Source organism: Nocardia sp. NPDC006982, from assembly GCF_042869435.1.
In the GTDB taxonomy this organism is placed as follows: domain Bacteria; phylum Actinomycetota; class Actinomycetes; order Mycobacteriales; family Mycobacteriaceae; genus Nocardia.
This window is the reverse complement of the sequence record NZ_JBIAFV010000033.1, coordinates 13,171-36,303: the sequence shown is the minus strand read 5'-3', so window position 1 is coordinate 36,303 and position 23,133 is coordinate 13,171. Positions and strand designations below refer to the sequence as shown.

The following is a 23,133-nucleotide window of genomic DNA, read 5'->3' as shown; positions in this document are numbered from 1 at the left end:
ACACCAGCCCCACGCCACCTCCTCGGGTCAGAAATTCGCAAAACAGACAAGGTGGCGAAGATGGGAGACAAGAAGAAGGGTTAAATCTCAAGCCAAGAGCTCGTGCGCTTTTCCCATGATGGCCAGGGCTTTCCGGGTCTTCTCCAGCTCGGCTTCGGCCCGGGCCAGCTTCGCGGCCAGGCGCTCGTTCTCCCGCTCGGCCGCGGATTTCGCCGGGGCCGGACCGGAAGGCTTGGTCGCCAACGCGTCCAACGCGCCCGCGTCGCGGGCTCGGCGCCACTCGATCACGTGCGAGTGATACAGGCCCTCGCGCCGCAGCAGCGCACCGCGTGCTCCCGACTCGGTCAACCGGTCGTACTCGGCCACGATCGCCAACTTGTACTCCGGGGTGAACGAGCGCCGTTTCGGCCGTCCCGATTCACCCTTCTTCGACCTCTTCGCCGCGCCGTCGGCGGCGGGCAGATCGGCCGCACCCATCGTCACCTTGCTCGATATCCCTGAACTCGCCCCACAACACCTACGGACAACTTACAGACCGGATGGTCTCATCGGAGTCTGGCAGGTAGGGCGGCGGATCCCGGTGGCTTTCTGGTCTTCGAAGGCGAGCAGCACGGCTTCCGCCGCGCGGAGAACATCCGCCGTGCGCTGGACGCCGTCCTCGGGCAAAGACAGCAGACAGTGGATTGCGTTGTAACGGAGTCAGTTTCGCGGTCTCGGCACCGTGGATCTCGGCATAGGCAACGCGGAATGGTCGTCTATTGCCGTCTGCGCGAACTCGTTTCCTCGGCGAGTGCCGTCCTTCGGTCGGTTGTTCGGTGGGTATCGTGCCTTGTTCGCGGGAACGTCGTTGATCCCACTCGGCCACATCATTGGGGCCTGGCAACAATGTGTGTAAAGAATCACCGAAATGCGAGGCGTTACACACATTTGTAATGTGCAGCACAGCCGATATGAATGTCATCGGGGTAATTACGTACCTACTACTGCAGTGCGGGGCTGTGGGTAAATGCAAGCATGAGCTGCGAAACGGCGACATCCAATACAAACCGCCTCCGCGCGACCTGTCTTAATACTGCAACGACACTTGCGTGAGTCTGTGCTGGGTAGATCTGATGTGGTGTTGGATCGTGTTGTGGCCGAGTTGGATTCGCTGATGCGCAGGGCCGGTTCCCGGTTCGCGCGGTCCGAGCCGCGGGTTCGCGTGCGCGAATACGTGTCGGGGCTGGTGGCGGGCCTGGAGCGTAAGAACGGGTGGACTCTGGCCGAGCGTGCTGGTGAGTCGGGCCCGCAGGGGATGCAGCGGTTGTTGCGGAAGGCGGACTGGGATGTCGACGGGGTCCGCGACGACGTGCGCACCTATGTGGTCGAGCACCTCGGTGATCCGGAGGCTGTGGTGGCTGCCGACGAGACCAGTTTCCTGAAGAAGGGTGTGAAATGCCGAGATCGGCATTTGGTGCCTTATGACGAGCCGGCGGTAATACCGACGAGCACCGCAATGCCGCAGGTGGGCGGCGCCTGCCTGCGGAATTGTGATGGGTTGTCAGAGTTGGTCGAGGAATGCCAGGAGTGTGTCGGGGGCCTGGTAGCGGTCCGGGGTGGTGTCGGGTGAAGCGGTTCGGGCGAGGGCTTTTTCTTTGAGGGCCATGTCGGCGTGCAGGTAGATGCGGGTGGTGGTCGGGTTCTCGTCGCCGAGCCAGAGAGCGATAACGGTGATGTCGACGCCGGAATGGAGAAGTTCCATCGCTGCGGAGTTCCGCAGGGTATGGGGTGTTATCTTCTTGCCCTGCAACGAGATGTCCTCATACTCCAGAACACACACGACCGGACCGAAGATCTCTTCCTGGGCGATCCGCATGCCGTTGTCGACATCGACGAAAAGCGTTGGGCGGATATACCATCCACGATCCAGCCCCTTCGGCATACCGGGCCCGCCGACGAGTGTCGTGGCGCCTTCGTTGGCGCCGAGTTCGACTTAGCTCGCCACCCGTTGCTGCTGAGCGAAGGTCACCATCGGCCCGACATCGACCGCGGGGCCGGACAGGTCACCGACACGCAGCGACTCGACCATGTCCGCGAGTGCATCGATGTAGGCGTTCTTGCGCGCGCGGAACCAAGATGCGGGTCTGGCTCACGCAGCCCTGACCGCTGTTGGCGAACGACGCGAATTCCATTGCGGCAGCGGTAGCTACCGGGTCGGCGTCGGCGAGAATGATCGCGGCGGACTTGCCGCCGAGTTCGACCGTGCAGCGCCGCATGTCACGTCCGCACACGGAGGCGATCTGTCGTCCGGACGGCGTCGATCCGGTGAAGGCGATCTTGTCGACCTCTGGGTGGGACACGAGGCGTTCGGCCGCGGCCTTGTCGGCGGGCACCACATTGACGACGCCGCGAGGGAAGCCCGCCTGGTCGACCAATTCGGCCAGCAAGAGTGCGTCGAGCGGACATTCCGGCGCGGGCTTGACCACGACAGTGCAGCCTGCGGCGAGTGCGGGCGCAAGTTTCGCCATGATGAGCATCTGCGGAAAGTTGAACGGAGTGATCGCGCCGACGACGCCGACCGGCAGTCTCCGCACAATCGCGGGGCCGCCCTCCGCAGTGGAACGTGTTTGTTGCCAGTCATATTCGGCCGCGAAAGCGATCGTTGAGCGTAGACAGTAGAGTCCACCGGTGGCCTGTCGCGTGCGGGACAGCGTGATCGGCGCGCCCATCTCGGCGCTGATGATCTGGGCGAAGTCCTCCAGCCGTGCCTCGTACAGATCAGCCAGCCGGGACAGGTACTCGAGGCGTTCGGTGAGCGCCGTGCGAGGGGCCCGAATCGAAGGCGCGGCGGGCTGCGGCGACGGCGGCGTCGATATCGGCGACGGTGCCGCTCGGAGCCGTCGCGATCACCTGCTCGTCGTGCGGCGAGACGATCTCGAGCTTCGTACTTCCGCTCGACGGTACCCACGTGCTGTCCAGATAGATTGCGTCGTAACTGCGCATTGTCACCTCGGTGATAGGTGGGAATTCGAATCCGGCGCTGCCGGTCGTCGACGCGATCGCGCCCCGGGGGACGTTAACTCGGCGACCTCGCGGTCGCCGATCTACGTTCCGCAGCTTGGAACATTCGTCGGGAAGTCCGAAACTCTTCCTGTAGCTACGAAATTCATAGCAGAAGCCTGCTGAGAAGCCGAAGATGACGGCCGTTGCGAACCATCCGAAATCATGATGGTTCGCAGCAGATCTAGCTATTGGACTTATGGCACGGCGGGTCGCAGAGTGGAAGCAGGCGGGCGAAGGTGAGCCCAAATTTCCCCCGGCCCAGATTCTGATCGATCCGAAAAGTCAACCAACGGAAAGGAATAGGGTCGCGCTGCCGAATGGCCTGCGCACCCTGACTGCGCTATGACGGTATTTCGTGATCTGCGGCACTACATCGATAACCTCACCGAGAAGCTGGGTAACGATGAAGTGCGTGTCGTCGACGGCGCCGATTGGGACCTCGAAATCGGCGCCATCACCGAGCTGCTCGCCGAAAAAGAGGGCCCGGCAATGCTGTTCGACAAAATTCCCGGTTATCCGGCGGGCTACCGGGTTTTCACCAATTTCATGGGTACTTCGGACCGTTGCGCGGTCGCGCTCGGACTGCCCGCGGATACCTCGAAGATGGACATCATCCGAGCGTGGAAGGACATGAGCAAGCGGATCGAGCCGATTCCGCCGATAGTGGTCGAAACGGGGGCGGTGCTCGAAAACGTCATGGAGGGCGACGATGTCGATCTGACCGCTTTCCCGACGCCGCGCTGGCACGACGGCGACGGTGGCCGCTACATCGGGACCGCGTGCATGGTGATCACCCGTGATCCCGACACCGGATGGGTCAATGTCGGTACCTACCGGGGTTGCGTGCAGGGCAAGGATCGGCTGTCGCTGTGGATGCTCGGCAACCGCCATGCTCGCGCTATCGCGAAGAAGTACTGGGATCGTGGCGTCGCATGCCCCATCGCGGTCGTGGTGGGTTCGGATCCGATCCTGTCCACGGTTGCCGCAATCGCCGCTCCCGCCGGCGTTTCCGAGTACGACGTGGCGGGCGGGCTCCGTGGCGAGGCTGTCGAGGTGCTGTATGCGCCGGGCAGCGATCTGCCGATTCCGGCGCATGCCGAGATCGTTATCCAGGGCGAGATGCCACCGGTCGAGGAGGAATCGGTCCTCGAAGGCCCCTTCGGCGAGTGGACGGGCTACTTCACCCACGCCGGTCAGGAGACGGTCGTCCGGGTCAACCGGATCATGCACCGCGACTCTCCGATCATTCTCGGTGCGCCGCCGATGATTCCGACCGTTCCGGCGGGTGACCAGGCGGTACCGCTGTACTCCGCGTCGGTCACCTGGGACCACCTGGAGGCTTCGGGTGTGCAGAACATTCGCGGCGTGTGGGCCTATGCGCGCCAGCTCATGATGGTGATCTCGATCGAGCAGACCGGCGCGGGCGATGCGATGCACGCGCTGGTCGCTGCCGCCGGACGCAAGCGAACCGGTGGCATGGAGCGGTACTTCGTCGTGGTCGACGAGGACATCGACATCACCGACATCAACCACGTGCTGTGGGCGATGTTCACGCGTGTCGACCCTTCCGAGTCCATCCATGTGCTACGTGGGCCGACCACCGCGATCGATCCGCGACTGTCACCCGCCAAGCGTGAGGTGGGCGATATGTCGATGGGCATCGTGCTGATCGATGCGTGTAAGCCGTTCGCGTGGAAGGACTCCTACCCGCTCTCGAATCGTTTCGACGAGCCGTATCGGGCCGAGATCCGGGAGCGGTGGAAGGCGACGCTGCCGCTGTAGCCCCATCGGATTCATTCATCCACCCGAGCACGACGGAAAGGCCCGACCATGATGCCCCTGCCCGACGAGATCATTGCGCTGCTGCGCGGATTCCCCGATGTCGGAGCGCGTGAACAGGCCTTTCCGTTCCTCTCGGTCGACGCGAATGGGTTCCCGCACAGCGCTTTGCTGTCGCGGTCGGAACTCGAGCCCGGCACTGACGGCACAACTCTGCTGAGCGTCATGGCGAGCAATCGGACGCGAGTGAACCTGCAACGGTCGAGATCGGCCGCACTCATCGCAGTCGATGGTTCGGTCTGTCACCACATCAAGCTCCAACTGGTGGCATCGGTGGACGATGGCGACCTCCTCGGCTGCGTGTTCGCAATGGTCGCGCACAAACGCGACGACATCGGTATTCCCATGAAGCCGTTGACATTCCGAGCATCCACCGAACTCGCGGCTCAGGAAGATTGGCAGCGCGGCGCCGCGATGTTCGCCCGGCTGCAAACCATCCGGGCCGACCAGGAGGCACAGCGATGACCGAATCCGTGACGCGAATTATCGTCGGCATCACCGGTGCCAGCGGTGCGCCATTCGCGGTGCGAGTACTGCAGGCTTTGCGCGAAATGCCCCAGATCGAAACGCATCTCGTGATGAGCACCTGGGCGAGATCCAACATCGAGATGGAAACGCCCTACACCGTCCGCGAGGTCGCGGCACTGGGCGATGTCACCTACAAGCTAGGGGAGCAGGGCGCGGCCATCTCGTCCGGATCGTTCCGGACAGCCGGAATGATCGTCGTGCCGTGCAGTATGCGAACCCTCGCGGGTATCCGCCACGGCCACGCAGACAATCTGATCTGCCGCGCCGCCGATGTGGTCCTCAAGGAGCATCGACGATTGGTTCTTGTGCCACGGGAGATGCCGCTCAACGAGATTCACCTGGAGAACATGCTCGCGCTGAGTCGTATAGGTACGCGGATAGTGCCGCCGATGCCTGCGTTCTACAACCGCCCCGAGACTATCGACGACATCGTCGATCACGTGGTGACCCGGATCCTCGACCAGTTCGATCTCGATGCCCCACAGGCTCGACGGTGGCAGGGGCTGGATGCGGCCCGGCACGAGCGGGCCTCGGCACACACGCCCCCACCCGAGTGGGCCGGAAGTTGAGCGCTAGGTCAGCCATACCGTCGCTGGTGCGTGCCGGATGACAGCGCGGTGCAGCGGATCTGTCGGTGCGTCCGGCATCGCCGTGTTCGCGCCAACGAGCGTGCCATTTCGCCGGGCAGCGCCGTGAGATCCCGGCTTGGGCCGCGACATGGGCGATGGGGCGGCATCGACACGTTCACAGAGTCGTCGGCGGCCTTGGAGGTCAGGGATCCCGTAGGCAGCGCTACGCCGCAGGCTGGCAGCCCGGTGGCGGCACTCAGAATCCCGGCGGACGGCGGAACCCGCCGATCACCTCCGCAAGGCATTGCACGAACCGCACCGCGGTGCGGTCGTGCAAGTAGGGCGCGATCACCTGGATGCCGACCGGAAGCCCGTCCCGGGTCGCCCCGACAGGCGCCACCGCCGCAGGCAGATGGTTGAGCGCCGCTGGCGCCATCCACGTGAGCATCTCGCGATACGGCCGGTCGGCGCCGTCGACCCGCAGTGTTCGGACCGACCACCCGGGATCGGGTCGATGGTCGTGAGGGAAGGCGGACGTAGGGCTCACCGGACAGAGGAGCACGTCGACATCGCGGAAGAACTCAGCCCACCGGCGGCGGGAGTGTTGCCGACGTTCCTCGAGCGTGTGCCAGTCACGGAAGCGGATCGTCAGGTCCGACGCGAACCCGCCCGCCGCCCCTTCCGTTCCGGCGAGTTCCACGAGCCGGGCGTACGACTCGTCCGGCTCGATCAGCCCGCTCTGTGCCATCAGCAACGGCTGATAGAGAGCCATCGTCTCGTCGAGCCCGACCGGCCCCTTGCCCTCGACCACGACGGCGCCCTCGGCCCGCACCGCCTCCAGCGCCGTCTGCATGATCGCGACCAGCTCCCCGTCGACGGGGCAGAACGGGTCTTCGAGCCATGCCGCGACCCGGAACTCCCGCAGAGTCCTGGGCTTGGCGGCAGGCAGTTCCAGCCGCCACGCTGGGGCGCGGTCGTGGTCTGCTCCTGCGAGGACGTCGAGACCCAGGTCGAGGTCGTCGGCGTGCCTGCCGAGCGGGCCGACAACCGCCATGTCGAACTCCGCAAGCGTCCCAGGAGCATGCCCCGAGACGCTCCCATACCTCGGCACGATCCCGTACGACGGGCGCAGCCCGTAGACGCCGCAGAAGTGGGCGGGCACCCGAATCGAGCCTGCCGTGTCACCACCGAGCTCGAGGCCGGTCAGACCCGCAGCGAGTGCCGCGGCGGACCCGCCGGACGAACCGCCAGGTCCGCGGGTCAGGTCCCACGGATTGTTTGTGGTCCCGTAGACCTCATTGTAGGTCTGCCAGTCCCGGGCGTCTGCCGGCAGGTTGGACTTGCCGAACACGATCGCTCCCGCGTTCTTGAGCCGCGCGACCGCCTCGGCGTCGTTCGTCGAGACATGATGTCCCCAGCGGGTTGAACCCCCGGTGGTCCGCATGCCCGCAACCTCGAGACTGTCCTTGATCGTCACCGGGACGCCGTGAAGGCAGCCGAGCGGCTCGCCACGGGAGACCGTGCGGTCTGCCGCCACTGCCGCGGCTCTCGCACCCTCCTCGTCCCGGGCGACGATGGCGTTCACTTGCGGATCGAGCCGTTCCACCCGGGCGAGGTAGTGGTCGAGCAGCTCGACGCTCGACACCTCCTTCGCCGCGACGGCCGCAGCGAGGTCGCCTGCGGAGCGAAACGCTAGGTCGGTCATTCGAACCTCCAGGGAGAAGCCGTGAATCACGGCGATCACATGCGGTGCAGAATTGCTGAGGGACCCGCCCGGCCACCAGCGCGGCGTTCCGCCATGTGGTACGTCCGTCAGGTCGACCCGGCCATCGCGAGCACACTCCGTGCTCTGTCTTCTGCCACTCGCAGTAGCCGTCGGCAGGTAACAGGCACCTCCGCCACGGCGGCCGCGCCCCTCGGCCGGTTCGTCTTCCTCGACCCCGCAGGGAGCGACCTTCGTTGGTCCTTTCTAATCCGCTTCAGCGTGCAGTTGCGACTGCAGAGACGATCGCTGAAGCGGCCAGTGTCCCGTCCATGGCTATCCGACGAGCGTGGCGAAGGTGTCGATGTTCAGTTGCAGTGGAACAGCTGGAGGCCCGGGAGTGTTCGACGGTGAATGTGCCCGCCGGTCTCGATCTGTAGCGCGTGGATCTGGCGGACGCGCTCACGGCCCTCTGGACTGAGGGGTTCACAGGCGTAGAGCTGTGAGGGGATTTCGGTGCGGGTCCCCGAGGTGCAGGATGCGGGCCACGCCTCGCGGGGTATTTCGCCGGGCACTGGGCGCGATCCTGACCCACGCGTGCGGGGCGCACGACAGGCAAAGAGTGCTCGACGTCGGGGCCGGCAGCGGCAGCGCCGCGATCCCCGCCGCCGGTGTCGTCGCAGACGGAACGGAAGGCCCCGCATGAGCAGCTCAGCCTAAGTGCATTAGCGCGGTTCCCGACGTTTCGACGCCATCGCCGCCGTGTGTTCGACGAACACACGGGCGGCTGGACTGGCGGCCGCGCCGTCGCGCCAGACGATGCCGAGGCGACCCCGCGGCAGTTCCGGAATGGGAACCCCGACGACCCGATCATTGTGTCGGAGCGCCGATTCCGGAACCAACGCCATACCGAGGCCCTTCTCCACCATCATGACGAGGACATCCGGGTCACCGGCCTCGAACGTGATGTGCGCGCGAACGTCGGCGCGGGCCAGGACCCGGTCGAGTTCCCAGCGCAGGCCCGAACCCTCCGGTAGCGCGATCAAGGGCCGCTCACTGAGAGCAGTCAGTGGGAGTTCCACCTGTCGCGCCAGTGGATCGGCGGGCAGCAGCGCGGCGAAGACGCGCTCGGTGTGCAGTTCACGAGTGTGGATGCCTGTCACGGGCTCGTCGGTAAGACTCGTGAACGCGACATCGATGACACCGTCGCCGAGACGACGAAGCAGTGCTGCCGCAGTGTCTTCGATCAGTGAGATATCGACGCCCGGATGTTTGCGGTGGAACGAGGCGAGGGTCTCGGGTAGGTCGACGCTGCGTGGCGAGATCGAGGTGATGCTGCCGATCGCCACATGCCCGTGCAACAGGCCGGTGAGTGCCTCGATCGACGCGCGCCCCGCCGCGAGCGCATCGATCGCCGCGTGTGCGTGTGGCAGCAGCGCCTCACCCGCCGCCGTGAGCTTGACCGCTCGCGGACGCCGTTCGAAGAGCTGCTGCCCCAGCTCACGCTCCAGCGCCTTGATATGGCCGCTGATGCCGGACTGAGCGACATGTACCTGTTCCGCGGCGCGCGTGAAGGTCCCCGCTTCCACAACAGCGATGAAGTACTGCAATTGACGCAGGTCCATGGGGCAATGTCTATCGAAGATGCGATGGCTGGAGACCATCGCCCTCGACTAGGAGGTCAGTTCGCCGCCGAGCGGGACCAGACCGCGGCTATGCAATCCGCCGTCGGAGTGGATGACGCACCCGGTCACCGACTTTGTGCGTTCCTTCGACGCCAGGTACACGTACGCCCAGACGTGATCGGCAGGTTCCGAGGCAACCTGGAGCGGGTTGGTTTGGCGAATCAGGCCGGGCAGGTCGGGCATGTCGACCAAACGCAGATCGCCGGAATCCATTGCCTCCACGCCGCGCAGCTGCGTGACGGTGCCCCCGGGTGCCACCGCATTGACGCGAATGTGCGGGGCCAACTCGAAGGACAGCTGGGACAGCAGGCCACGGACGGCGAACTTGGAACCGGTGTACAGCGGACCGCCGCCGCCCGGCAGGAACCCGGCGTTCGAGATCGTCAGTACAATGTTGCCCTGCGTTTTGGACAGCTCCGGCAATGCGGCCTTCACCGCCAGCAGTGAACCCTTGACGTTGATGTCGAACATTTCGGCGAAGGCCGCGTCGATTCGATCCTCGGCCAGGCTCTCCAAGGATACGAAGTAGTCGAAAATCCCAGCGACCGTTACCAGTACATCAATCCTGCCGAACCGCTCGACCGTGTCGGCGACTGCCCGCTTGTGATCGGAAAGGTTGCGCACATCGCCCTTCGTCGCCGTGACGCCAATTAGCCCACGAAGCTCGGCGATCGCTTCGTCCGAGCGGTCGAGCACGCCGACCTGCGCACCCTCCTCGACGAAACGCTCCACCACGGCGCGGCCGATCCCGGTGCCGCCGCCGGTGACCAGCGCGACCTTGTCTGCCAACCAACCTTCACTCATGTCGATCTCTTTCCACTCCGGGGTGCCCTGCGTCCGCGGGGCCGAACGGGCAAGTGTCACAGCGTCGTCGGGCCGATCGAGCCCTCGAGCATTCGGGTGAAGACGTCGGCGGTTTGCCAAGTCAGGGCTTCGAGCACGACCGGATCGAGACGAATGTTGGTGCCGCGCCGCAGGGACGTGATCTCGAGCCGCTCGCCATTGCCGGTCGCGACGACGCGCATGGTCACCTCGGCGAATTCGTTGCTGAGGCGTAGCGGATTCACAGAAATATCCCGAGATTGGCGGTGACCAGCGTGGTATGCGCTAAATGCACTGTCCGTGCCGCGATTTTCCAGCCGTCGGCGGTGTCGTGCAGGACGTCGAACCGCTCGCCGACGATCAGGTCGGATGTGACACCGTCGCCTTGCGCCCGAAAACACATGAAATTGCTGCGCACATCATATTTTTCGGAGACGTCGACGGCATCGACTCGAATATTTGTCACCAGACGCTGCGTTCGCGACGGCGGGTCCTCCGCATAGGCGTAGTCGGTGTAGAGCCGCGAGACCCGCATTTTCATCGACGCGTAGGTCTCTTTCATATGGAATCCGACCGGTGAGAATTCCAGGTTCCGAGCCTCGGGGCCGCGAGTGACTCGAATGGGCATCAGATACACGAGTTCGTCCGACAGGCACTCCAGCCAGCGGTTGAACTCCCGGTGGTCCAGGTATTCCGCTTCGCGATAGAGAAAGTCCGCACACTCGGCGAGGATGTTGCGCGGGGTGTCGGTGGCCGAGGCCATCGGTGCTGTCACTGGTCGTTGTCCCGTCCCTCGGCGCGGTCGGCGGTGGAAACCTCACGCAGCCAGCGCCGGTAGAAGGCGCGCTGCGGCGCCTCACCGAGTGCGGAGGTGGTGGCTCGGCCGGGGAACTGCCAGTCGGGGTCTTCGGCGTAATCGCTCATGCCATCGAGGCCGAGCTGAAAGTTGAGTCGCAAGCCGCTCTTTCGCGCGAAGATCGACTTGCCCGCCACCGGCGCACCAGCCCACGCGACGGGGTCGTCCTGCTCGAGAATGCCTGCAGGGCCGTGCATGCTCAGCCCCGCTACGTAGGCGTCTTCGTTGAATCCTTCCGGTGCGCTGTCCCAGCCGAGGGTCCAGTTCCAGTTCTCCAGCGTGTCCGGCCCGACGGGTTGGAGCAGGCGCAGGTAGGTGAACACCATGGGCGGGGCGTCCGGGTGCGGAGATGCGGGCACGCGTATCAACCCCAGGTTGGGGAAGATGAGGAAGGTTGTCGCCGAATGGTTTTCGACGAAGAGGCGCTGCTCCGGGGTGAGACGGTCGAGCTGGAACGTCTCGGCGACTTCGGGCGGAAATCCGGAACGGTGCCACGGGGGCGGCAGAAATCCGTCGTTGATGATCATCCCGTGGCCGTCGTCGAAGTAGACGTGCCGCGATACTCCTTGCGGCCCGGCGCCACCCGACTCGATGTTCGGGAACATGCCGACCTCCTCCGCCGAACGATGCAGGGAGGGAACGTGATACGCGTCGGCCATGACGTTGTCGGCGGCCGATTTCCAGTTCGCGGGCACCCGCCAGCGGTGCGGTTCGCCGATCGGCCGCATGCCCTGCGCGTTGAGTCCGAGTAGGACGTCGAGGTACCAGCGCATCTCACCCAGGTACTCGTAGAGCGTCGGAGCGTTCGGGTCGAGCGAGGCGAAGATCAGGCCGTGTACCGAGTCGACATGTGGCGCTGCGGCCAAGCCCCATGCGGCGGCGTCGAGCTTCTTGTATGCCTTCCTGCGGTATGGCGCGCCGCTCCACTCGCCGTTGTTCTTGAAGACCCATGAGTGATATGGGCAGCGGAAATGGGAGCTGTTGCCCTTTTCTACTCGGCATACCGGACTGCCGCGGTGCGTGCATTTGTTGAACAGGACCTGGATCTCACCGTCCTCGTCACGGACAACGATGAACTGATCCTGGCCGATGTAGCGCAGCACATAGTCGCCCGGCATCGGGATTTCGGCCTCGTGCGCGACGAAGCACCAGCAGCGCGCGAAGATTCGCTCGAGCTCGTAGGAATGGAGTTCCGGATCGTTGAAGATCCGGGGCGAAACAATTCCCTGCTCCAACTCGCGGTCGACTGTCCGGAAGAATTTTGCGGCAGAATCCGATGTCGCGATTCGCCCGCCGGAATCGAGTCTGATCAGTTGATCGAACACGTGATATCTCCTCGCGATGCGCCCTGCAGATTTCCCGGTAAAGTACGGGGCTCACGACGCGATGCCAATGGAACCGGTCCGGATGCCGGAACGTCGCTGACGGACCCGATTACCGGGTTTCCTGGCGCGTCGATGGCTATCGTCGATAGCTGCAGCAACCCATCGAACGACCGAGGTGATGTGATGGCCGACGACCCGATGCCCACAAGCGGGGCAGGCCTCCCGGTGGATATGACCAGCCTCGTCGGGCGCAAATCCGAGTCGGCAGATGTACGCCGTGTGCTGGCCAACTCACGGCTGGTCACGCTGACCGGTATCGGTGGCGTCGGCAAAACGCGGCTGGCTCTGCATGTGGCCCGCAAGGCGCGGCGAGGTTTCGCCGATGGCGCCGTGCTGGTCGAATTGGCCGAGTTGGCGGATCCCGCCCTAGTGGCGTTGACCGTCGCGCAGGTGGTGGGTGTCTCGACGCACCAGCAGGATGTGGTCGCGACCCTGATCGACTATCTGCGCGGACGTGAACTGTTGTTGGTGCTCGACAATTGCGAGCACCTTCTCGACGAGAGCGCGGTCCTGGTCCGGAATCTGTTGTCCGCGTGCGCGGATCTGCGGATCTTGGTTACCAGTAGGGAGCCGCTGCGTGTTGCCGGTGAGCATGTGTTCGTGGTGGAGCCGCTGTCGGTGCGCCGGACGCCGACACAGCTGGCATATTCGGCATCCGCGGAGGACTCGCGGCCCGATGCCGTGGCGTTGTTCGCCGAACGTGCGTCGGCCGCCGCACCTGGATTCCGGATTACTGCCGACAATGCCGAGACGATCGAGGAGCTGTGTCGACGTCTCGACGGATTGCCACTGGCGATCGAACTCGCGGCCGGGCGCATGCGGGCGCTATCCCCGCGCGAACTGCTCGATCGACTCGACGACCACCACCGGCTGCTCAGCGTCGGCGACCGGTCCGCGGCCGCGCGTCACCAGTCGCTCTGGGCGACCCTCGACTGGAGCTACGAACTGTGTTCGGACCGAGAACGATTGATGTGGGAGCGGCTGTCGGTGTTCACCGGAACCGTGCATCTGGAGGCCGCCGAATGCATATGCAGCAGCGAGGACTTACCACGGGACGAGGTCGTCGATTGCATATCGGCGCTGGTGGACAAATCCATCCTCGCTCAACATTCGACGGGCGTCAGGCCGACCTATCGGATGCTCGAAGCGGTGCGTGAGTACGGATCGCGGAAACTACACGGACGCCGGGCCGAAGCCGAGATCGTCGGCCGCTATCGAACCTACTACCAGCGGCTCGCGCGCGAGTTCGACGAGAATTGGTTCGGGCCGGGCCAAGAGCAGATGGTCGAACGGATGCGCGGTGAGCACGCAAACCTGCGTGCCGTCCTCGATTCGCTGCTCTCGGATCCCGAAGGCGGGCGAGCGGCGCTGGGGATGTCAGCGGCGCTGTTCTGGTATTGGCTCGGCTGTGGCCAGCAGCGCGAAGGACGGCATTGGCTCGATCGGTCCCTGGCCTCTGACAGTGTCCCGAGTTCCGAACGTGCGGCGGCACTGTGGTCGAATGGCTACCTCGCGGTCGCGGAGGGCAAAGCCGTTGTGGCGCTGGAACTGTTGCGCACGAGCCAGGCTTTGGCGCAAGAGTTGGGCGATATGGAGAACCTCGCGCACGCGACGCACTTTCGCGGAGTGGCGGAGCACAATCTGGGCAACACCACACTGGGAATGGCCCTCATCGAAGAGGGATCGGCGATGGAGGCGGCGGGCGGCCCCAGCCTGCTGCACATCCTGGCCCTGGAACAGCTCGGCTGGGCCTACTGTCGCAGGCAAGAACCCGACCGCGCGCTCGAGGTTCTCGAACAGTGCCGCCAGGCCTGCGCGGCGCACGATGAGCGCTGGCTGCTGTCGTGGATTCTCACCTTCCTCGGCCTGGCACAGTGGATGCGTGGCGAGTTCGCCGAGGCCGGTGCGTTGCTTCGGGAAGCATTGGCGGGCAAACGACCTTTTCACGACGCCCTCGGCATCGCGGTGGTGTTGGAAATCCTCTCCTGGGTGGCAGCCGCCGACGGCGACCCCAAACGGTCGGCACGACTGATGGGCGCCGTTCGCCGAGTCTGGGAGCCCCTCGGCGACTATCCCGGCGGCTTCGAGCTACGGGCCTGGAGTGAACGGACCGCAGAAGATACACGAGCCCTTTTGGGCGACAAAGCGTTCGAGACCGCTTTCGCCGATGGTGGTCGGCTCGACGCCGAACGTGCGACTGGCTATGCGCTGGGTGAGCCCGCGCCGGTCGAGAAACAATCCACTCCCGGCGAAGCACTCATCGCCGGTCTCACGCCACGCGAGACGCAGGTCGCGCGCATGCTGGCCGAGGGGATGACGAACAAGCAGATCGCCCAGGCACTCGTCGTGGCCCTGCGCACGGTAGAGACGCATGTGGAGCACATCTTCACCAAGCTCGGTGTGAACTCACGGACCCAGGTCGCGGTGCTGCTCGCTGCTCAGCAGCAGCGCTGACCTCAGAACATCGCCGCCCGGTTGGCCAGCACACCCGTTGCCGCCCGAGCGCGGCTCACCGTCGCGTCGTCGATATCGACGACGAGCAATCCGGGCTCGGCGCCGAGCCGACCGGCGATACGGCCGAGCGGATCGACCACAACCGACCGGCCGATCCCAGTCGGCGCAATCGGATCGACCCGAATACCAGTGGTCCCCGGGTCCGCCTGATCGCATCCGAGCACCCAACATCCGGTGTCCAGCGCTCGCGCGCGCACCAGAACCTCCCACTGTCCGGCCTTGCCATCGCCTGCACCCCAGGAGGTGGGCAGCAACACCGCACCCGCACCGCTCTCGGCGAGGCGCTGAAACAGCGCGGGGAAACGCACGTCATAACAGGTTGCGATACCCAGCACGAAGTCGTCGACGGTGATCGTGACGCAGTCGCAGCCCGGGGCGACGGCATCGGATTCGCGATAGCCGAAGGCGTCATAGAGGTGAATCTTGTGATAGCCGAGGTGTTGTCCGAGCCCGGTGAGCAGCACCGTGTTGCGTATCCGGTCTCCGGCTGGGGTGAACATGCCCGCGACGATGAGAACGCCGTGCGCGTCGGCCATCTCGGCGACCGCACCCGGCCAAGGCCCGTCGAGCGGTTGCGCCAGCTCGGCCAGCGGGGCGCCGAAGTGGGCCATGGTGGCTTCCGGGAAGACGACTATCCGTGCGTCCGCATCGGCCGCGCGCTGCACCCATGTTCGCATCAACGAGAGGTTGTGGGACGGATCAGCGGTAGAGCTGATCTGGCACAGTGCGATTCGCAATCCGGTGTGGGGCACTGCTATGCGTCCTGTCCTGCGCGTGGGATCCACCCGGGTCGGCTCAGCAGATATCGCACCATGCGCGGGGGGATCGTCAAAGTGGCTTCGATATCGGTGGGGTCCGCGGGCAGCTCGGTTCGAATCTGATGGTGCGCACCGGCTTTCATCTTATCGACCCACTCGGGGTCGATGAGTGCCGCGCGACCGACCGCGACCAGATCCGCACCCGCACGCAGTGCGTCACGGGCGTCGACCAGCGATCGGATCCCACCGCTCGCAACGACCGCGCAGCGCCCGGCTACCGCCGTGGCGATCGCCGCGATCGGGTTGCCCGATTCCACCCGAGCCCGAGTCTTGGTCCAATCCCGATCCTCCGGCTGTGGCGAGTTCGTCCGGAAGTCGTCCATCGAGATGTGCACATAGTCGACTCCGGCTGCGGCCAGCTGGTCGGCGAGGCGTGCGGAGTCGTCGAGGGTATAGCCACCGGGCTCGGACTCGAACGGAGTGATCCGGAATCCCACGGCTACCGCAGGCCCGACTGCGCTACGCACGGTGTCGGCCACGGCGAGGGGGAAGCGCATCCGCTCGTCTACGCCACCGCCCCACCGATCCAGACGCCGGTTGGCCCGCGGCGAGAAGAACTGATGGATCAGATAGTGATTCGCACCGTGGATTTCGATCCCGTCGAACCCGGCCAGCACCCCGAGGGTGGCTGCCTGTCCGAATGCCGCGAGTAGCTCGTCGATCTCCCGGTCGGTCAGTTCCCGCGGCGTTCGGGCGTCGGGACGGGCCGATGGGATGGGGGAGGGGCCGCGAATCCCGCTGGGCCCGACCAGTTCCGGGAGAGCGATCCGACCCCCGTCGTAGATCTGCAGTATGCCGAGGCCGCCCTCGCCGCGGACCGCATGGGCGACGGCAGTCAGACTGTCCAGGTGTGTGTCGTCGGTCGCGCCGATGCCACGCCAGGACCGACCGTCGGCGTGCACGAAGGCGCACGAGGTGATTGCCGCGCCGAACTCGGTGGCACCGCGGCGGGCGAGGTAGTCGATCTCGGCTTCGGTGACCGAACCATCCGGCTCGGACGCGTCGGTTGTCATGGGTGCGAGCACAAACCGATTTCTCAGCGTCGCACCGGAATTGAGGCGCAGCGGCGCCCAGGGGTCGGCAGTTTCGTGCACGGCGGCTCCTGTGGAGAAGGTGGTGTCGGATCGGGTCAGTCGACCGGCGGTGGCGTCCTGCGAACCGCATAGGACAGCGAGATCGATTGCCCGGTATGGGGATCGCCGAGCTCGACGCTCCATCCGGCGCTGAACTGGTCTACCTCGGCGCGCATCGGGATGGTTCCGGACATGAGCACGGTGCCGGGATTCAACAGGTTTCGCCCACGTAGTTCTTCGGCCCAGTACATCGGAGTCAGCAACTCGGCGAGGGTGCCCTGCTGGATCATCTGTGGGCCCGCGTCGGTGATCACGGTGCCGGTGAGCGTGAGCTCATCGATGTGGTCGGCAACGTCGGCCAGCCGCCATGCCTTGCGGGCCAACACATCCGGCGCGGCCTGCTTGCTCCATGCCACGCCGTGCTGTTCGAGGCGCCGGTCGGTGTGGTCGCAGGCCGCGGTCAGCAGCAGTTCGCCAGGATCGTGCCCGGCGACCACCAGCGCCCACTCGGCCTCACCGGAGGTGCGTTCATGTTGGACCGGCACCTCATCGACCTGCATGGCAAGGTAGGGCGAGATCGGATAGATACACGGGATCCTGGTGGGCGCGGGCACGCCCAACTCGGCCAGCTCGGCGACGTGCGCCGCAACATCGGCTTGACTGCGTCCGGCATATCCAGCATTGAGCAGGGTATCGACCGTCACCGTGATCTGCTCACGGTCGGGCAGCTCGAAGGTCAGGCGGGTCATCGGTTGTCCTCACTGTCATCGTGGCAGCGACACGGCTATCGGTCGGTGTGGCTGTGTCGCAGGTGTTTTCGAGATTCGGTGTCAATGCGATAAATGCCGCTGCCAACTCGCCTCCTGGGCGAGCTTGGCGATGCCCGCGGCGGCCGCACGGATGGCGGGCACCGCGTTGGCGGGTTGAAAGCGGTGCACCGGACCGGAGATGGAGACCGCAGCGACCACCGCGCCGGACCAGCTCCGGACCGGCGCCGCGATACAGGTCAGTCCCGGCCTGGTCTCCTGTCGGTCGTAGGCGATGCCGGAGCGTTGGATTGTGGTGAGTTCGCGGGCGAGTTGAGCGGGCGACGCGATGCTCGACGAGGTCGCCGGGCGGAGGTTGTTCGCGACCCGGGCGAGCACATCGGCGTCGCTGAAGGCGAGCAACGCCTTGCCGACCGCAGTATTGGTAGCGGGCAGTCGGGCACCGACCAGGGCCGGGGAATTGACACAGTTGTGGCCGTGGATCTTTTCGATATACAGCGCGTCGTCGCCGACCAGGACACAGAGATTGACTGTCTCGTGGGTCATTTCGTACAGGTCGAGCAGATGTGGCAGTGCAACGCGGCGCAGATCCTGTGTCTCCGGCTGCACGGTGAGCGCGGCCAGCTCGGTCAGTCGGGCCCCCGGGGAGTACTCCGTACCGCTCTTGGTGACCATCTCCCAGTCGACAAGGATCGACAGCAGCCGGTGCGCGGTCGACTTCGGTAGGTCTGCGCGCCTGGCGATTTCGGAGACCCCCATGGTCAGGTGATGTGGGGTGAAGCTGCTCAGCAGCGCAAGCGCCTTGGACACCGAGGTTGAGGAGTCGCGTTCGGGATGGTCCCAGCCTGTGATCACTTGGATGCCCGTGCCGCCGCGCTTGGTAGTTGTGGGTCGTGTAGATGGGGCGGTGTAGGAGGTAGACATGGTTGCCTCTCGGTCGCCAGGGCCGACCGTGAAGGTCGGAGGCTGGGGCTGTCAAGAAGTTGCGACCCATCGGTCACGTTCAGATCGGTGGCCTCGTGTACTCCTGTGAGCGGTATCCGACCTGCTCCTCGACGTTATGCCGACCGTGGCATCCGTAACATCGGGCGAACTCCCGAGAGGCTACGTATTCACAACTCGGTGAACACCTGGCAACGCCGCGGTGGCTCCCGACGTGACGGTCAGCACCGCACACCGACCGATCCGAGATGAGTGAACTGCGCGTTGATCGTCGTGCCAGGGGGTGCGGCGACGGCGTCGGTCATGCCGCCGGTCATCACAATCCAGCCCGCCTCGATGGCGTGACCGCGCTGTGCAAGGGAGTTAGCGGCCATGGCAAGCGCCTCTGCCGGGTGTCCCTGCACCGCCGCACCGATCCCGGTCGCGGCGAGGCGTCCATCGACCTCGAGCAGGCACGCCTCCAGCGGCAGATTCAGCGTCGCCGGATCCGTGCCCATCGGCCCGGTCACGTAGTAGGCCGAGGACGCGTTGTCGGCGATCACGTCCGGCAGCGTGAACCGGAAGTCGAGGTAGCGGCTGTCGATGATCTCGAGGCTCGCGTACACCCGGTCCACGGCCGCCAGAGCGGTAGCGGCCGTGATACCCGGCCCGGACAACCGCCGCCCCATGACGAAGGTGATCTCGGGCTCGATCCGGGGATGAATCAGGAGTTCTTGGGGCAACGGCGCACCGGCGGGCAATGTCATCGCGTCGGTGAGCCATGCGGTCAAAGGAGCGGACACACCCATCTGACGCTGCTTGGCGGGAGAGGTCAGCCCCAGCTTGACGCCGATGATGTTCTCGCCGCGCTCGATTCGCTGACTCAGCGCCTCGTCTTGAATGCGGTAGGCCAGGTCGATATCCAACCCGGGGTAGTCATCGGTGAGCGGAGCGCGCGCCGCGCGGTCGGCTTCGGCGCGCAAGAGTTGGCCCGCCAATGATTCGACCGATTGTTCCGGCTCAAGTATCCGGACCGGCCCGCAGGGTTCTACTTCCATGTCGTGTTCCTCAACATTGTTGTGCTCGGTGAACGTTCACCCTGACCGTCCCGGTCGACGGTGAGAATCGTCGCGGTCCGTCCCCTGGAACATCCGTGCTGTCGATACCGCGACATCGCTGTTTGCCACCCTGCGGAACATGGCCGTTGTCGCATGCGCCGTCGTCGGCGAACCTGCTGTCTCGACAAATCGCGTTGGAGCAGAAGGGAATCGCCCATGGCCACACTGGCTATCGACGGCGTCGAGATCTACTACGAGGAGCACGGGCAGGGGGAGCCGCTGCTGCTGGTGCACGGCGCCGCAGCGTCTGGACGATGGTTCGGCGATCTCGTACCGCAGCTCGCCCGCGCCTACCACGTGATCGTGCCGGACCTGCGCGGGCTGGGGCGCAGCCAGCGGGTGGCGCCGCTGACGCGCCCGCAGGTGTGGGTGGCGGACTTGTGGCGGCTGTTGGACGAGCTCGGACTCGACCGGGTCCACCTGGCCGGGGTCTCGCTCGGCTCACGCATCGCGGGCCGATTGGTGCTCGACAATGCCGCCCGAGTCCGAACGCTGACCGTGGATGCGCCGATCATCGGGTTGAGCAACAGCGGAAACGCTTCGCTCAATACGGTCTTCACCGCGATCGACCCCGACAGCGCCCAGGCCCGCGAATGGCAGACCCTGCACGGCGACGACTGGCGCGCCGCCGTGGACTTCTACGCCAAGACCCGCGCCACCACAGAATTCCAGGACTACTTCACGCTGCGGCCGCATCTGGCCGACCTCGCCGTGCCGACACTGGTATGCCGCGGCGACCACGACGACGCGATCCACCCGGTTGACGACGCGTTCATCTGGCACAAGCAGGCGCCGAATACCCAGCTTTTCATCGTGCCGGGACTGACCCAGTCGTCGGTGATGCTGGAACGCACCGCACAGTTCGTCACGGAGTTCACCGCGTTCCAGGCACGCAGCGCGCTGGCACCGACGGCATGAATCGGGTACTTGTCACGGGGTTCGGGGCATACGGGCAGGAAGCCGACAATCCGAGCGGGTTGATCGCGCGACGGCTCGACGGACAGCGGATTGATGGGTACGACATCATGGGCTGTGTGCTGCCGGTGGACACCGCGGCGGTCCGGGGCGCGCTGTCGGAGGCCATCGGATCCGCGTGTCCGGAGGTCATCGTCGTCACAGGTGTCGCACCGGGACGCACGGCGCCCGCACTGGAACGCGTCGCAATCAACGTGCGCGACTTCCCGATTGCCGACAACGACGGCCGGACACCGGTCGACGAACCCGTCGAGCCTGGTGCCCCGGCCGCCTATCTGAGCACGCTGCCCATCAAAGCGATAGTCGACGGTTGGCGGCGCGTGGGAATTCCGGGATATGTCTCCAACACCGCGGGCACCTACCTGTGCAACCAGACGTTCTACCTCGCCCGGCACCTCGCACAGGGGTCTTCGGCGCGAGCCGGAATGCTGCATATTCCGGTCACACCGACCCGGGCGGTCGCGACCGGCGCACCGCCGCCGCCTTCGATGACGCTCGATCAGCTCGAAGATGCTGTGCGACTGGCTATTTCGATCACCACGCGACATGTAGGGCCGGATCTGCGCATCGGCGGCGGCGCGATCAGTTGAACCGGTATCGCGTAGGAGGAGCGCTGAAATGATCCAGCTATCAGAGCAATCCAGCAGCCGAACCCTGGAGGTCGACGGGAGCACGGTCCACTATCACGACCTGGGATCGGGCCCGCCACTGATCATTCAGCAGGCATTCGGGCCGCTGCCCGGTACCACGGCATGGCTGACCTACCATCGGATTCTCGCGGACTTGGCCATCGATCACCGCTGTATCTTGGTGGACTATCCCAACTTCGGGCGCAGCGCGCCGCGTGAGTTCCACGAGCCCGTGCACGACTTGTACGTGCGGAACACACTCGCGGTGCTCGACGAGCTCGGGCTCGATACCGTGACGATGCTCGGCGTGTCCACCGGAGGCACGGTCGCGCTCGATATGGCGATGACAGCACCCGACCGCGTCGACCGCCTCGTCGTCGGTGGCTGCAGCGCATCCACCGGCGGGGATCCGTACCTGCTCACGCCAGCACCCACCGAGGTGGGACGGCTGTTCGACGAATGCCAAGCGGGCCCGGCCGATCGCGGCGCGATCACCCGCCTGCTTCGCGGAATCGTTTACGACGCCGGACTGATCGGCGACGACCTCGTCGAGGAGATGTACGCGTGGCGGCAGCGCGAGCCCGTCCATGCCGCTACATGGTCGCGTTCGACGATCGTCGCGCGGAGCAATCTGCAAGCGCTGTCGAGGATCACGGTGCCGACACTGATCGTGCACGGGCGCCTCGACCGCATGGTGCCATTGGAAGGCGCGCTGATGCTGTTGGGCCACATGCCGACCGCGGACCTGGTCGTGCTGAACAACTGTGGGCATTGGCCGCCGTTCGAGCGCCCGCGCGAGTTCGTGGCCGCCGTACGGGCATTTCTCGCGACGTGACGGTCCCGCGACCGTGCCTCCGTGTTCCGGCAGACGGATCGGCGCCGTTGCCGGGCCCGGGACCTATCACCCAAGCTGCACAACCACGCCGGAACCGATACCGCGGCATCCAGCGTATTCACCAGGAAGGCAACACGCGATCATGACTGAAGTTGTCGGGCTCGGCTATGTGGGCCTCTATGCGACGGACTTGGACGCCTGGCGCGCGTACGGCACCGGCATCCTCGGCTTGCAGGATGTCTCGGCGGCTGCAGGTTCCGACGAAGACACCGTCCTACTGCGCGCTGACGAGCGCGGCTGGCGGTTCGCGATCCATCAGGGTGAGGCGGGCGGGGCTGCCTACGTCGGTTGGGAAGTAGCCAACCGGCGGGCACTCGGCGAGCTCGGGCACCGGCTCACCGCCGCAGGTGTAGCAGTCGAAGAGGATGCCGAATGCGCCGCGGTGCGCCGAGTGGAAGGGCTGTTGCGGTGCACGGACGCCGACGGCCACCGGCTCGAGTTCTTCTACGGCGCCCTCGTGCCGAAGCAGCCGTTCGTCTCCCCGCGCGGAATCCGTTTCGTCACAGGTGATCTCGGCCTCGGACACGTCTTCTTCTTCGTCACCGACCTCGCCGCAGCCAAGGAGTTCTATCTCGACGTGCTGGGGTTTCGCCTCAGCGACACCATCGAGTTCCACGGGCGCAAGGTGCACTTTCTGCACGTGAACCCGCGCCACCACAGCCTCGCGTTCGTGCAGAACAACGAATTGGCCCCGGCCCTCGGACATTTCATGCTCGAGGTCACCGACATCGACGACGTCGGGCGAACCCTCGACGAAGTACATGCTCGCGGCGTGCAGCTCACCGAAACACTCGGCAGGCACACCAACGACCTGGCGCTGTCGTTCTTCATGAAGAACCCATCTGGTTCCGAGGTCGAATACGGCTACGACGGTCGGCTTGTCGACGACGCGACCTGGCGGGTATCGAACTACGACGCGACCAGCCTGTGGGGCCACCATCGCGATTGAGACGCACTGTCCGAACACGTGCGAGAGGCACCCAACATGACCGAGG

General features: G+C 65.3%; 23 protein-coding genes and 1 pseudogene. 9 read left to right on the top strand and 15 right to left on the bottom strand.

Annotated elements, in window-relative coordinates:
- Nucleotides 1-87: 87 nt before the first annotated feature.
- Nucleotides 88-483, bottom strand: a complete 396-nt coding sequence (locus ACFYOW_RS46920) for a transposase (RefSeq protein WP_387298235.1) — start codon at nucleotides 481-483, stop codon at nucleotides 88-90.
- Between the two features lie 631 nt (nucleotides 484-1,114).
- Between ACFYOW_RS46920 and ACFYOW_RS46915 the strand changes: the two are divergent.
- Nucleotides 1,115-1,435 (top strand): annotated as a pseudogene (locus ACFYOW_RS46915) (transposase); the annotation flags it as partial.
- A gap of 105 nt (nucleotides 1,436-1,540) precedes the next feature.
- Here the strand turns inward: ACFYOW_RS46915 and ACFYOW_RS46910 are convergent.
- The 3 genes from ACFYOW_RS46910 to ACFYOW_RS46900 all read right to left on the bottom strand — a co-directional run bounded on the left by ACFYOW_RS46910 (nucleotide 1,541) and on the right by ACFYOW_RS46900 (nucleotide 2,982).
- Nucleotides 1,541-1,921 carry an aldehyde dehydrogenase family protein gene (locus tag ACFYOW_RS46910; RefSeq protein ID WP_387298233.1) on the bottom strand — a complete coding sequence of 127 codons (381 nt, stop codon included), beginning with the start codon at nucleotides 1,919-1,921 and terminating at the stop codon, nucleotides 1,541-1,543.
- 121 nt (nucleotides 1,922-2,042) lie between these two features.
- Nucleotides 2,043-2,756 (bottom strand): aldehyde dehydrogenase family protein, encoded by a 714-nt coding sequence (locus ACFYOW_RS46905; RefSeq protein WP_387298242.1) that lies wholly within the window; start codon nucleotides 2,754-2,756, stop codon nucleotides 2,043-2,045.
- 1 nt (nucleotide 2,757) lies between these two features.
- Nucleotides 2,758-2,982, bottom strand: coding sequence for an aldehyde dehydrogenase family protein (locus ACFYOW_RS46900; RefSeq protein ID WP_387298231.1), 225 nt, complete (start codon nucleotides 2,980-2,982; stop codon nucleotides 2,758-2,760).
- 420 nt (nucleotides 2,983-3,402) lie between these two features.
- Between ACFYOW_RS46900 and ACFYOW_RS46895 the strand changes: the two genes are divergently transcribed.
- From ACFYOW_RS46895 to ACFYOW_RS46885, 3 genes are read left to right on the top strand one after another with little or no spacing between them, the layout of a single operon-like run.
- The gene (locus ACFYOW_RS46895) at nucleotides 3,403-4,824 is read left to right on the top strand and encodes a UbiD family decarboxylase (RefSeq protein WP_387298240.1); all 1,422 of its coding nucleotides are present in this window, start codon (nucleotides 3,403-3,405) and stop codon (nucleotides 4,822-4,824) included.
- A 48-nt stretch (nucleotides 4,825-4,872) separates the two neighbouring features.
- Nucleotides 4,873-5,346 (top strand): hypothetical protein, encoded by a 474-nt coding sequence (locus ACFYOW_RS46890; RefSeq protein WP_387298229.1) that lies wholly within the window; start codon nucleotides 4,873-4,875, stop codon nucleotides 5,344-5,346.
- Nucleotides 5,343-5,978 (top strand): non-oxidative hydroxyarylic acid decarboxylases subunit B, encoded by a 636-nt coding sequence (locus ACFYOW_RS46885; protein WP_387298227.1) that lies wholly within the window; start codon nucleotides 5,343-5,345, stop codon nucleotides 5,976-5,978. Before ACFYOW_RS46890 ends, ACFYOW_RS46885 begins: the two co-directional genes overlap by 4 nt.
- Before the next feature lie 256 nt (nucleotides 5,979-6,234).
- On the opposite strand, the gene ACFYOW_RS46880 is transcribed toward ACFYOW_RS46885, so the two are convergent.
- The 6 genes from ACFYOW_RS46880 to ACFYOW_RS46855 all read right to left on the bottom strand — a co-directional run bounded on the left by ACFYOW_RS46880 (nucleotide 6,235) and on the right by ACFYOW_RS46855 (nucleotide 12,368).
- A complete protein-coding gene (locus ACFYOW_RS46880) occupies nucleotides 6,235-7,683 on the bottom strand; it encodes an amidase (RefSeq protein WP_387298225.1) in 1,449 nt (482 codons plus the stop codon).
- Nucleotides 7,684-8,405: 722 nt separating this feature from the next.
- A complete protein-coding gene (locus ACFYOW_RS46875) occupies nucleotides 8,406-9,305 on the bottom strand; it encodes a LysR family transcriptional regulator (protein WP_387298223.1) in 900 nt (299 codons plus the stop codon).
- 48 nt (nucleotides 9,306-9,353) lie between these two features.
- Entirely contained in the window at nucleotides 9,354-10,169 is an 816-nt protein-coding gene (gene hcaB, locus ACFYOW_RS46870) for a 3-(cis-5,6-dihydroxycyclohexa-1,3-dien-1-yl)propanoate dehydrogenase (protein WP_387298222.1), read from the bottom strand.
- Nucleotides 10,170-10,225: 56 nt separating this feature from the next.
- A complete protein-coding gene (locus tag ACFYOW_RS46865) occupies nucleotides 10,226-10,432 on the bottom strand; it encodes a dihydrodiol dehydrogenase (RefSeq protein ID WP_387298220.1) in 207 nt (68 codons plus the stop codon).
- Nucleotides 10,429-10,962 carry an aromatic-ring-hydroxylating dioxygenase subunit beta gene (locus ACFYOW_RS46860; protein WP_387298218.1) on the bottom strand — a complete coding sequence of 178 codons (534 nt, stop codon included), beginning with the start codon at nucleotides 10,960-10,962 and terminating at the stop codon, nucleotides 10,429-10,431. Before ACFYOW_RS46860 ends, ACFYOW_RS46865 begins: the two co-directional genes overlap by 4 nt.
- Nucleotides 10,959-12,368, bottom strand: coding sequence for a Rieske 2Fe-2S domain-containing protein (locus ACFYOW_RS46855; RefSeq protein ID WP_387298216.1), 1,410 nt, complete (start codon nucleotides 12,366-12,368; stop codon nucleotides 10,959-10,961). Before ACFYOW_RS46855 ends, ACFYOW_RS46860 begins: the two co-directional genes overlap by 4 nt.
- A 183-nt stretch (nucleotides 12,369-12,551) precedes the next feature.
- Between ACFYOW_RS46855 and ACFYOW_RS46850 the strand changes: the two genes are divergently transcribed.
- Nucleotides 12,552-14,882, top strand: coding sequence for an ATP-binding protein (locus ACFYOW_RS46850; RefSeq protein WP_387298214.1), 2,331 nt, complete (start codon nucleotides 12,552-12,554; stop codon nucleotides 14,880-14,882).
- A 2-nt stretch (nucleotides 14,883-14,884) separates the two neighbouring features.
- Here ACFYOW_RS46850 and ACFYOW_RS46845 read toward each other — a convergent pair whose 3' ends face one another.
- The 5 genes from ACFYOW_RS46845 to ACFYOW_RS46825 all read right to left on the bottom strand — a co-directional run bounded on the left by ACFYOW_RS46845 (nucleotide 14,885) and on the right by ACFYOW_RS46825 (nucleotide 19,579).
- Entirely contained in the window at nucleotides 14,885-15,679 is a 795-nt protein-coding gene (locus ACFYOW_RS46845) for a carbon-nitrogen hydrolase family protein (protein WP_387298238.1), read from the bottom strand.
- 17 nt (nucleotides 15,680-15,696) lie between these two features.
- Nucleotides 15,697-16,854, bottom strand: a complete 1,158-nt coding sequence (locus ACFYOW_RS46840) for a HisA/HisF-related TIM barrel protein (protein ID WP_387298212.1) — start codon at nucleotides 16,852-16,854, stop codon at nucleotides 15,697-15,699.
- Nucleotides 16,855-16,889: 35 nt separating this feature from the next.
- Nucleotides 16,890-17,582, bottom strand: a complete 693-nt coding sequence (locus tag ACFYOW_RS46835) for a DUF2848 domain-containing protein (protein ID WP_387298210.1) — start codon at nucleotides 17,580-17,582, stop codon at nucleotides 16,890-16,892.
- A gap of 81 nt (nucleotides 17,583-17,663) precedes the next feature.
- Nucleotides 17,664-18,524: an IclR family transcriptional regulator gene (locus tag ACFYOW_RS46830; RefSeq protein WP_387298208.1), complete on the bottom strand. Its 861-nt coding sequence runs from the start codon at nucleotides 18,522-18,524 to the stop codon at nucleotides 17,664-17,666.
- Nucleotides 18,525-18,763: 239 nt separating this feature from the next.
- A complete protein-coding gene (locus ACFYOW_RS46825; RefSeq protein WP_387298206.1) occupies nucleotides 18,764-19,579 on the bottom strand; it encodes a 2-keto-4-pentenoate hydratase in 816 nt (271 codons plus the stop codon).
- Nucleotides 19,580-19,795: 216 nt separating this feature from the next.
- Here ACFYOW_RS46825 and ACFYOW_RS46820 point away from each other — a divergent pair, with 216 nt between their 5' ends.
- From ACFYOW_RS46820 to ACFYOW_RS46805, 4 genes are all read left to right on the top strand, one after another.
- Nucleotides 19,796-20,557: an alpha/beta fold hydrolase gene (locus tag ACFYOW_RS46820; RefSeq protein ID WP_387298204.1), complete on the top strand. Its 762-nt coding sequence runs from the start codon at nucleotides 19,796-19,798 to the stop codon at nucleotides 20,555-20,557.
- Entirely contained in the window at nucleotides 20,554-21,204 is a 651-nt protein-coding gene (locus tag ACFYOW_RS46815) for a peptidase C15 (protein ID WP_387298202.1), read from the top strand. Before ACFYOW_RS46820 ends, ACFYOW_RS46815 begins: the two co-directional genes overlap by 4 nt.
- Nucleotides 21,205-21,232: 28 nt before the next feature.
- Nucleotides 21,233-22,078, top strand: coding sequence for an alpha/beta fold hydrolase (locus ACFYOW_RS46810; RefSeq protein WP_387298200.1), 846 nt, complete (start codon nucleotides 21,233-21,235; stop codon nucleotides 22,076-22,078).
- A gap of 142 nt (nucleotides 22,079-22,220) precedes the next feature.
- Complete coding sequence (locus tag ACFYOW_RS46805) at nucleotides 22,221-23,087, top strand: VOC family protein (protein WP_387298198.1); 867 nt, start codon at nucleotides 22,221-22,223, stop codon at nucleotides 23,085-23,087.
- Nucleotides 23,088-23,133 lie beyond the last annotated feature (46 nt).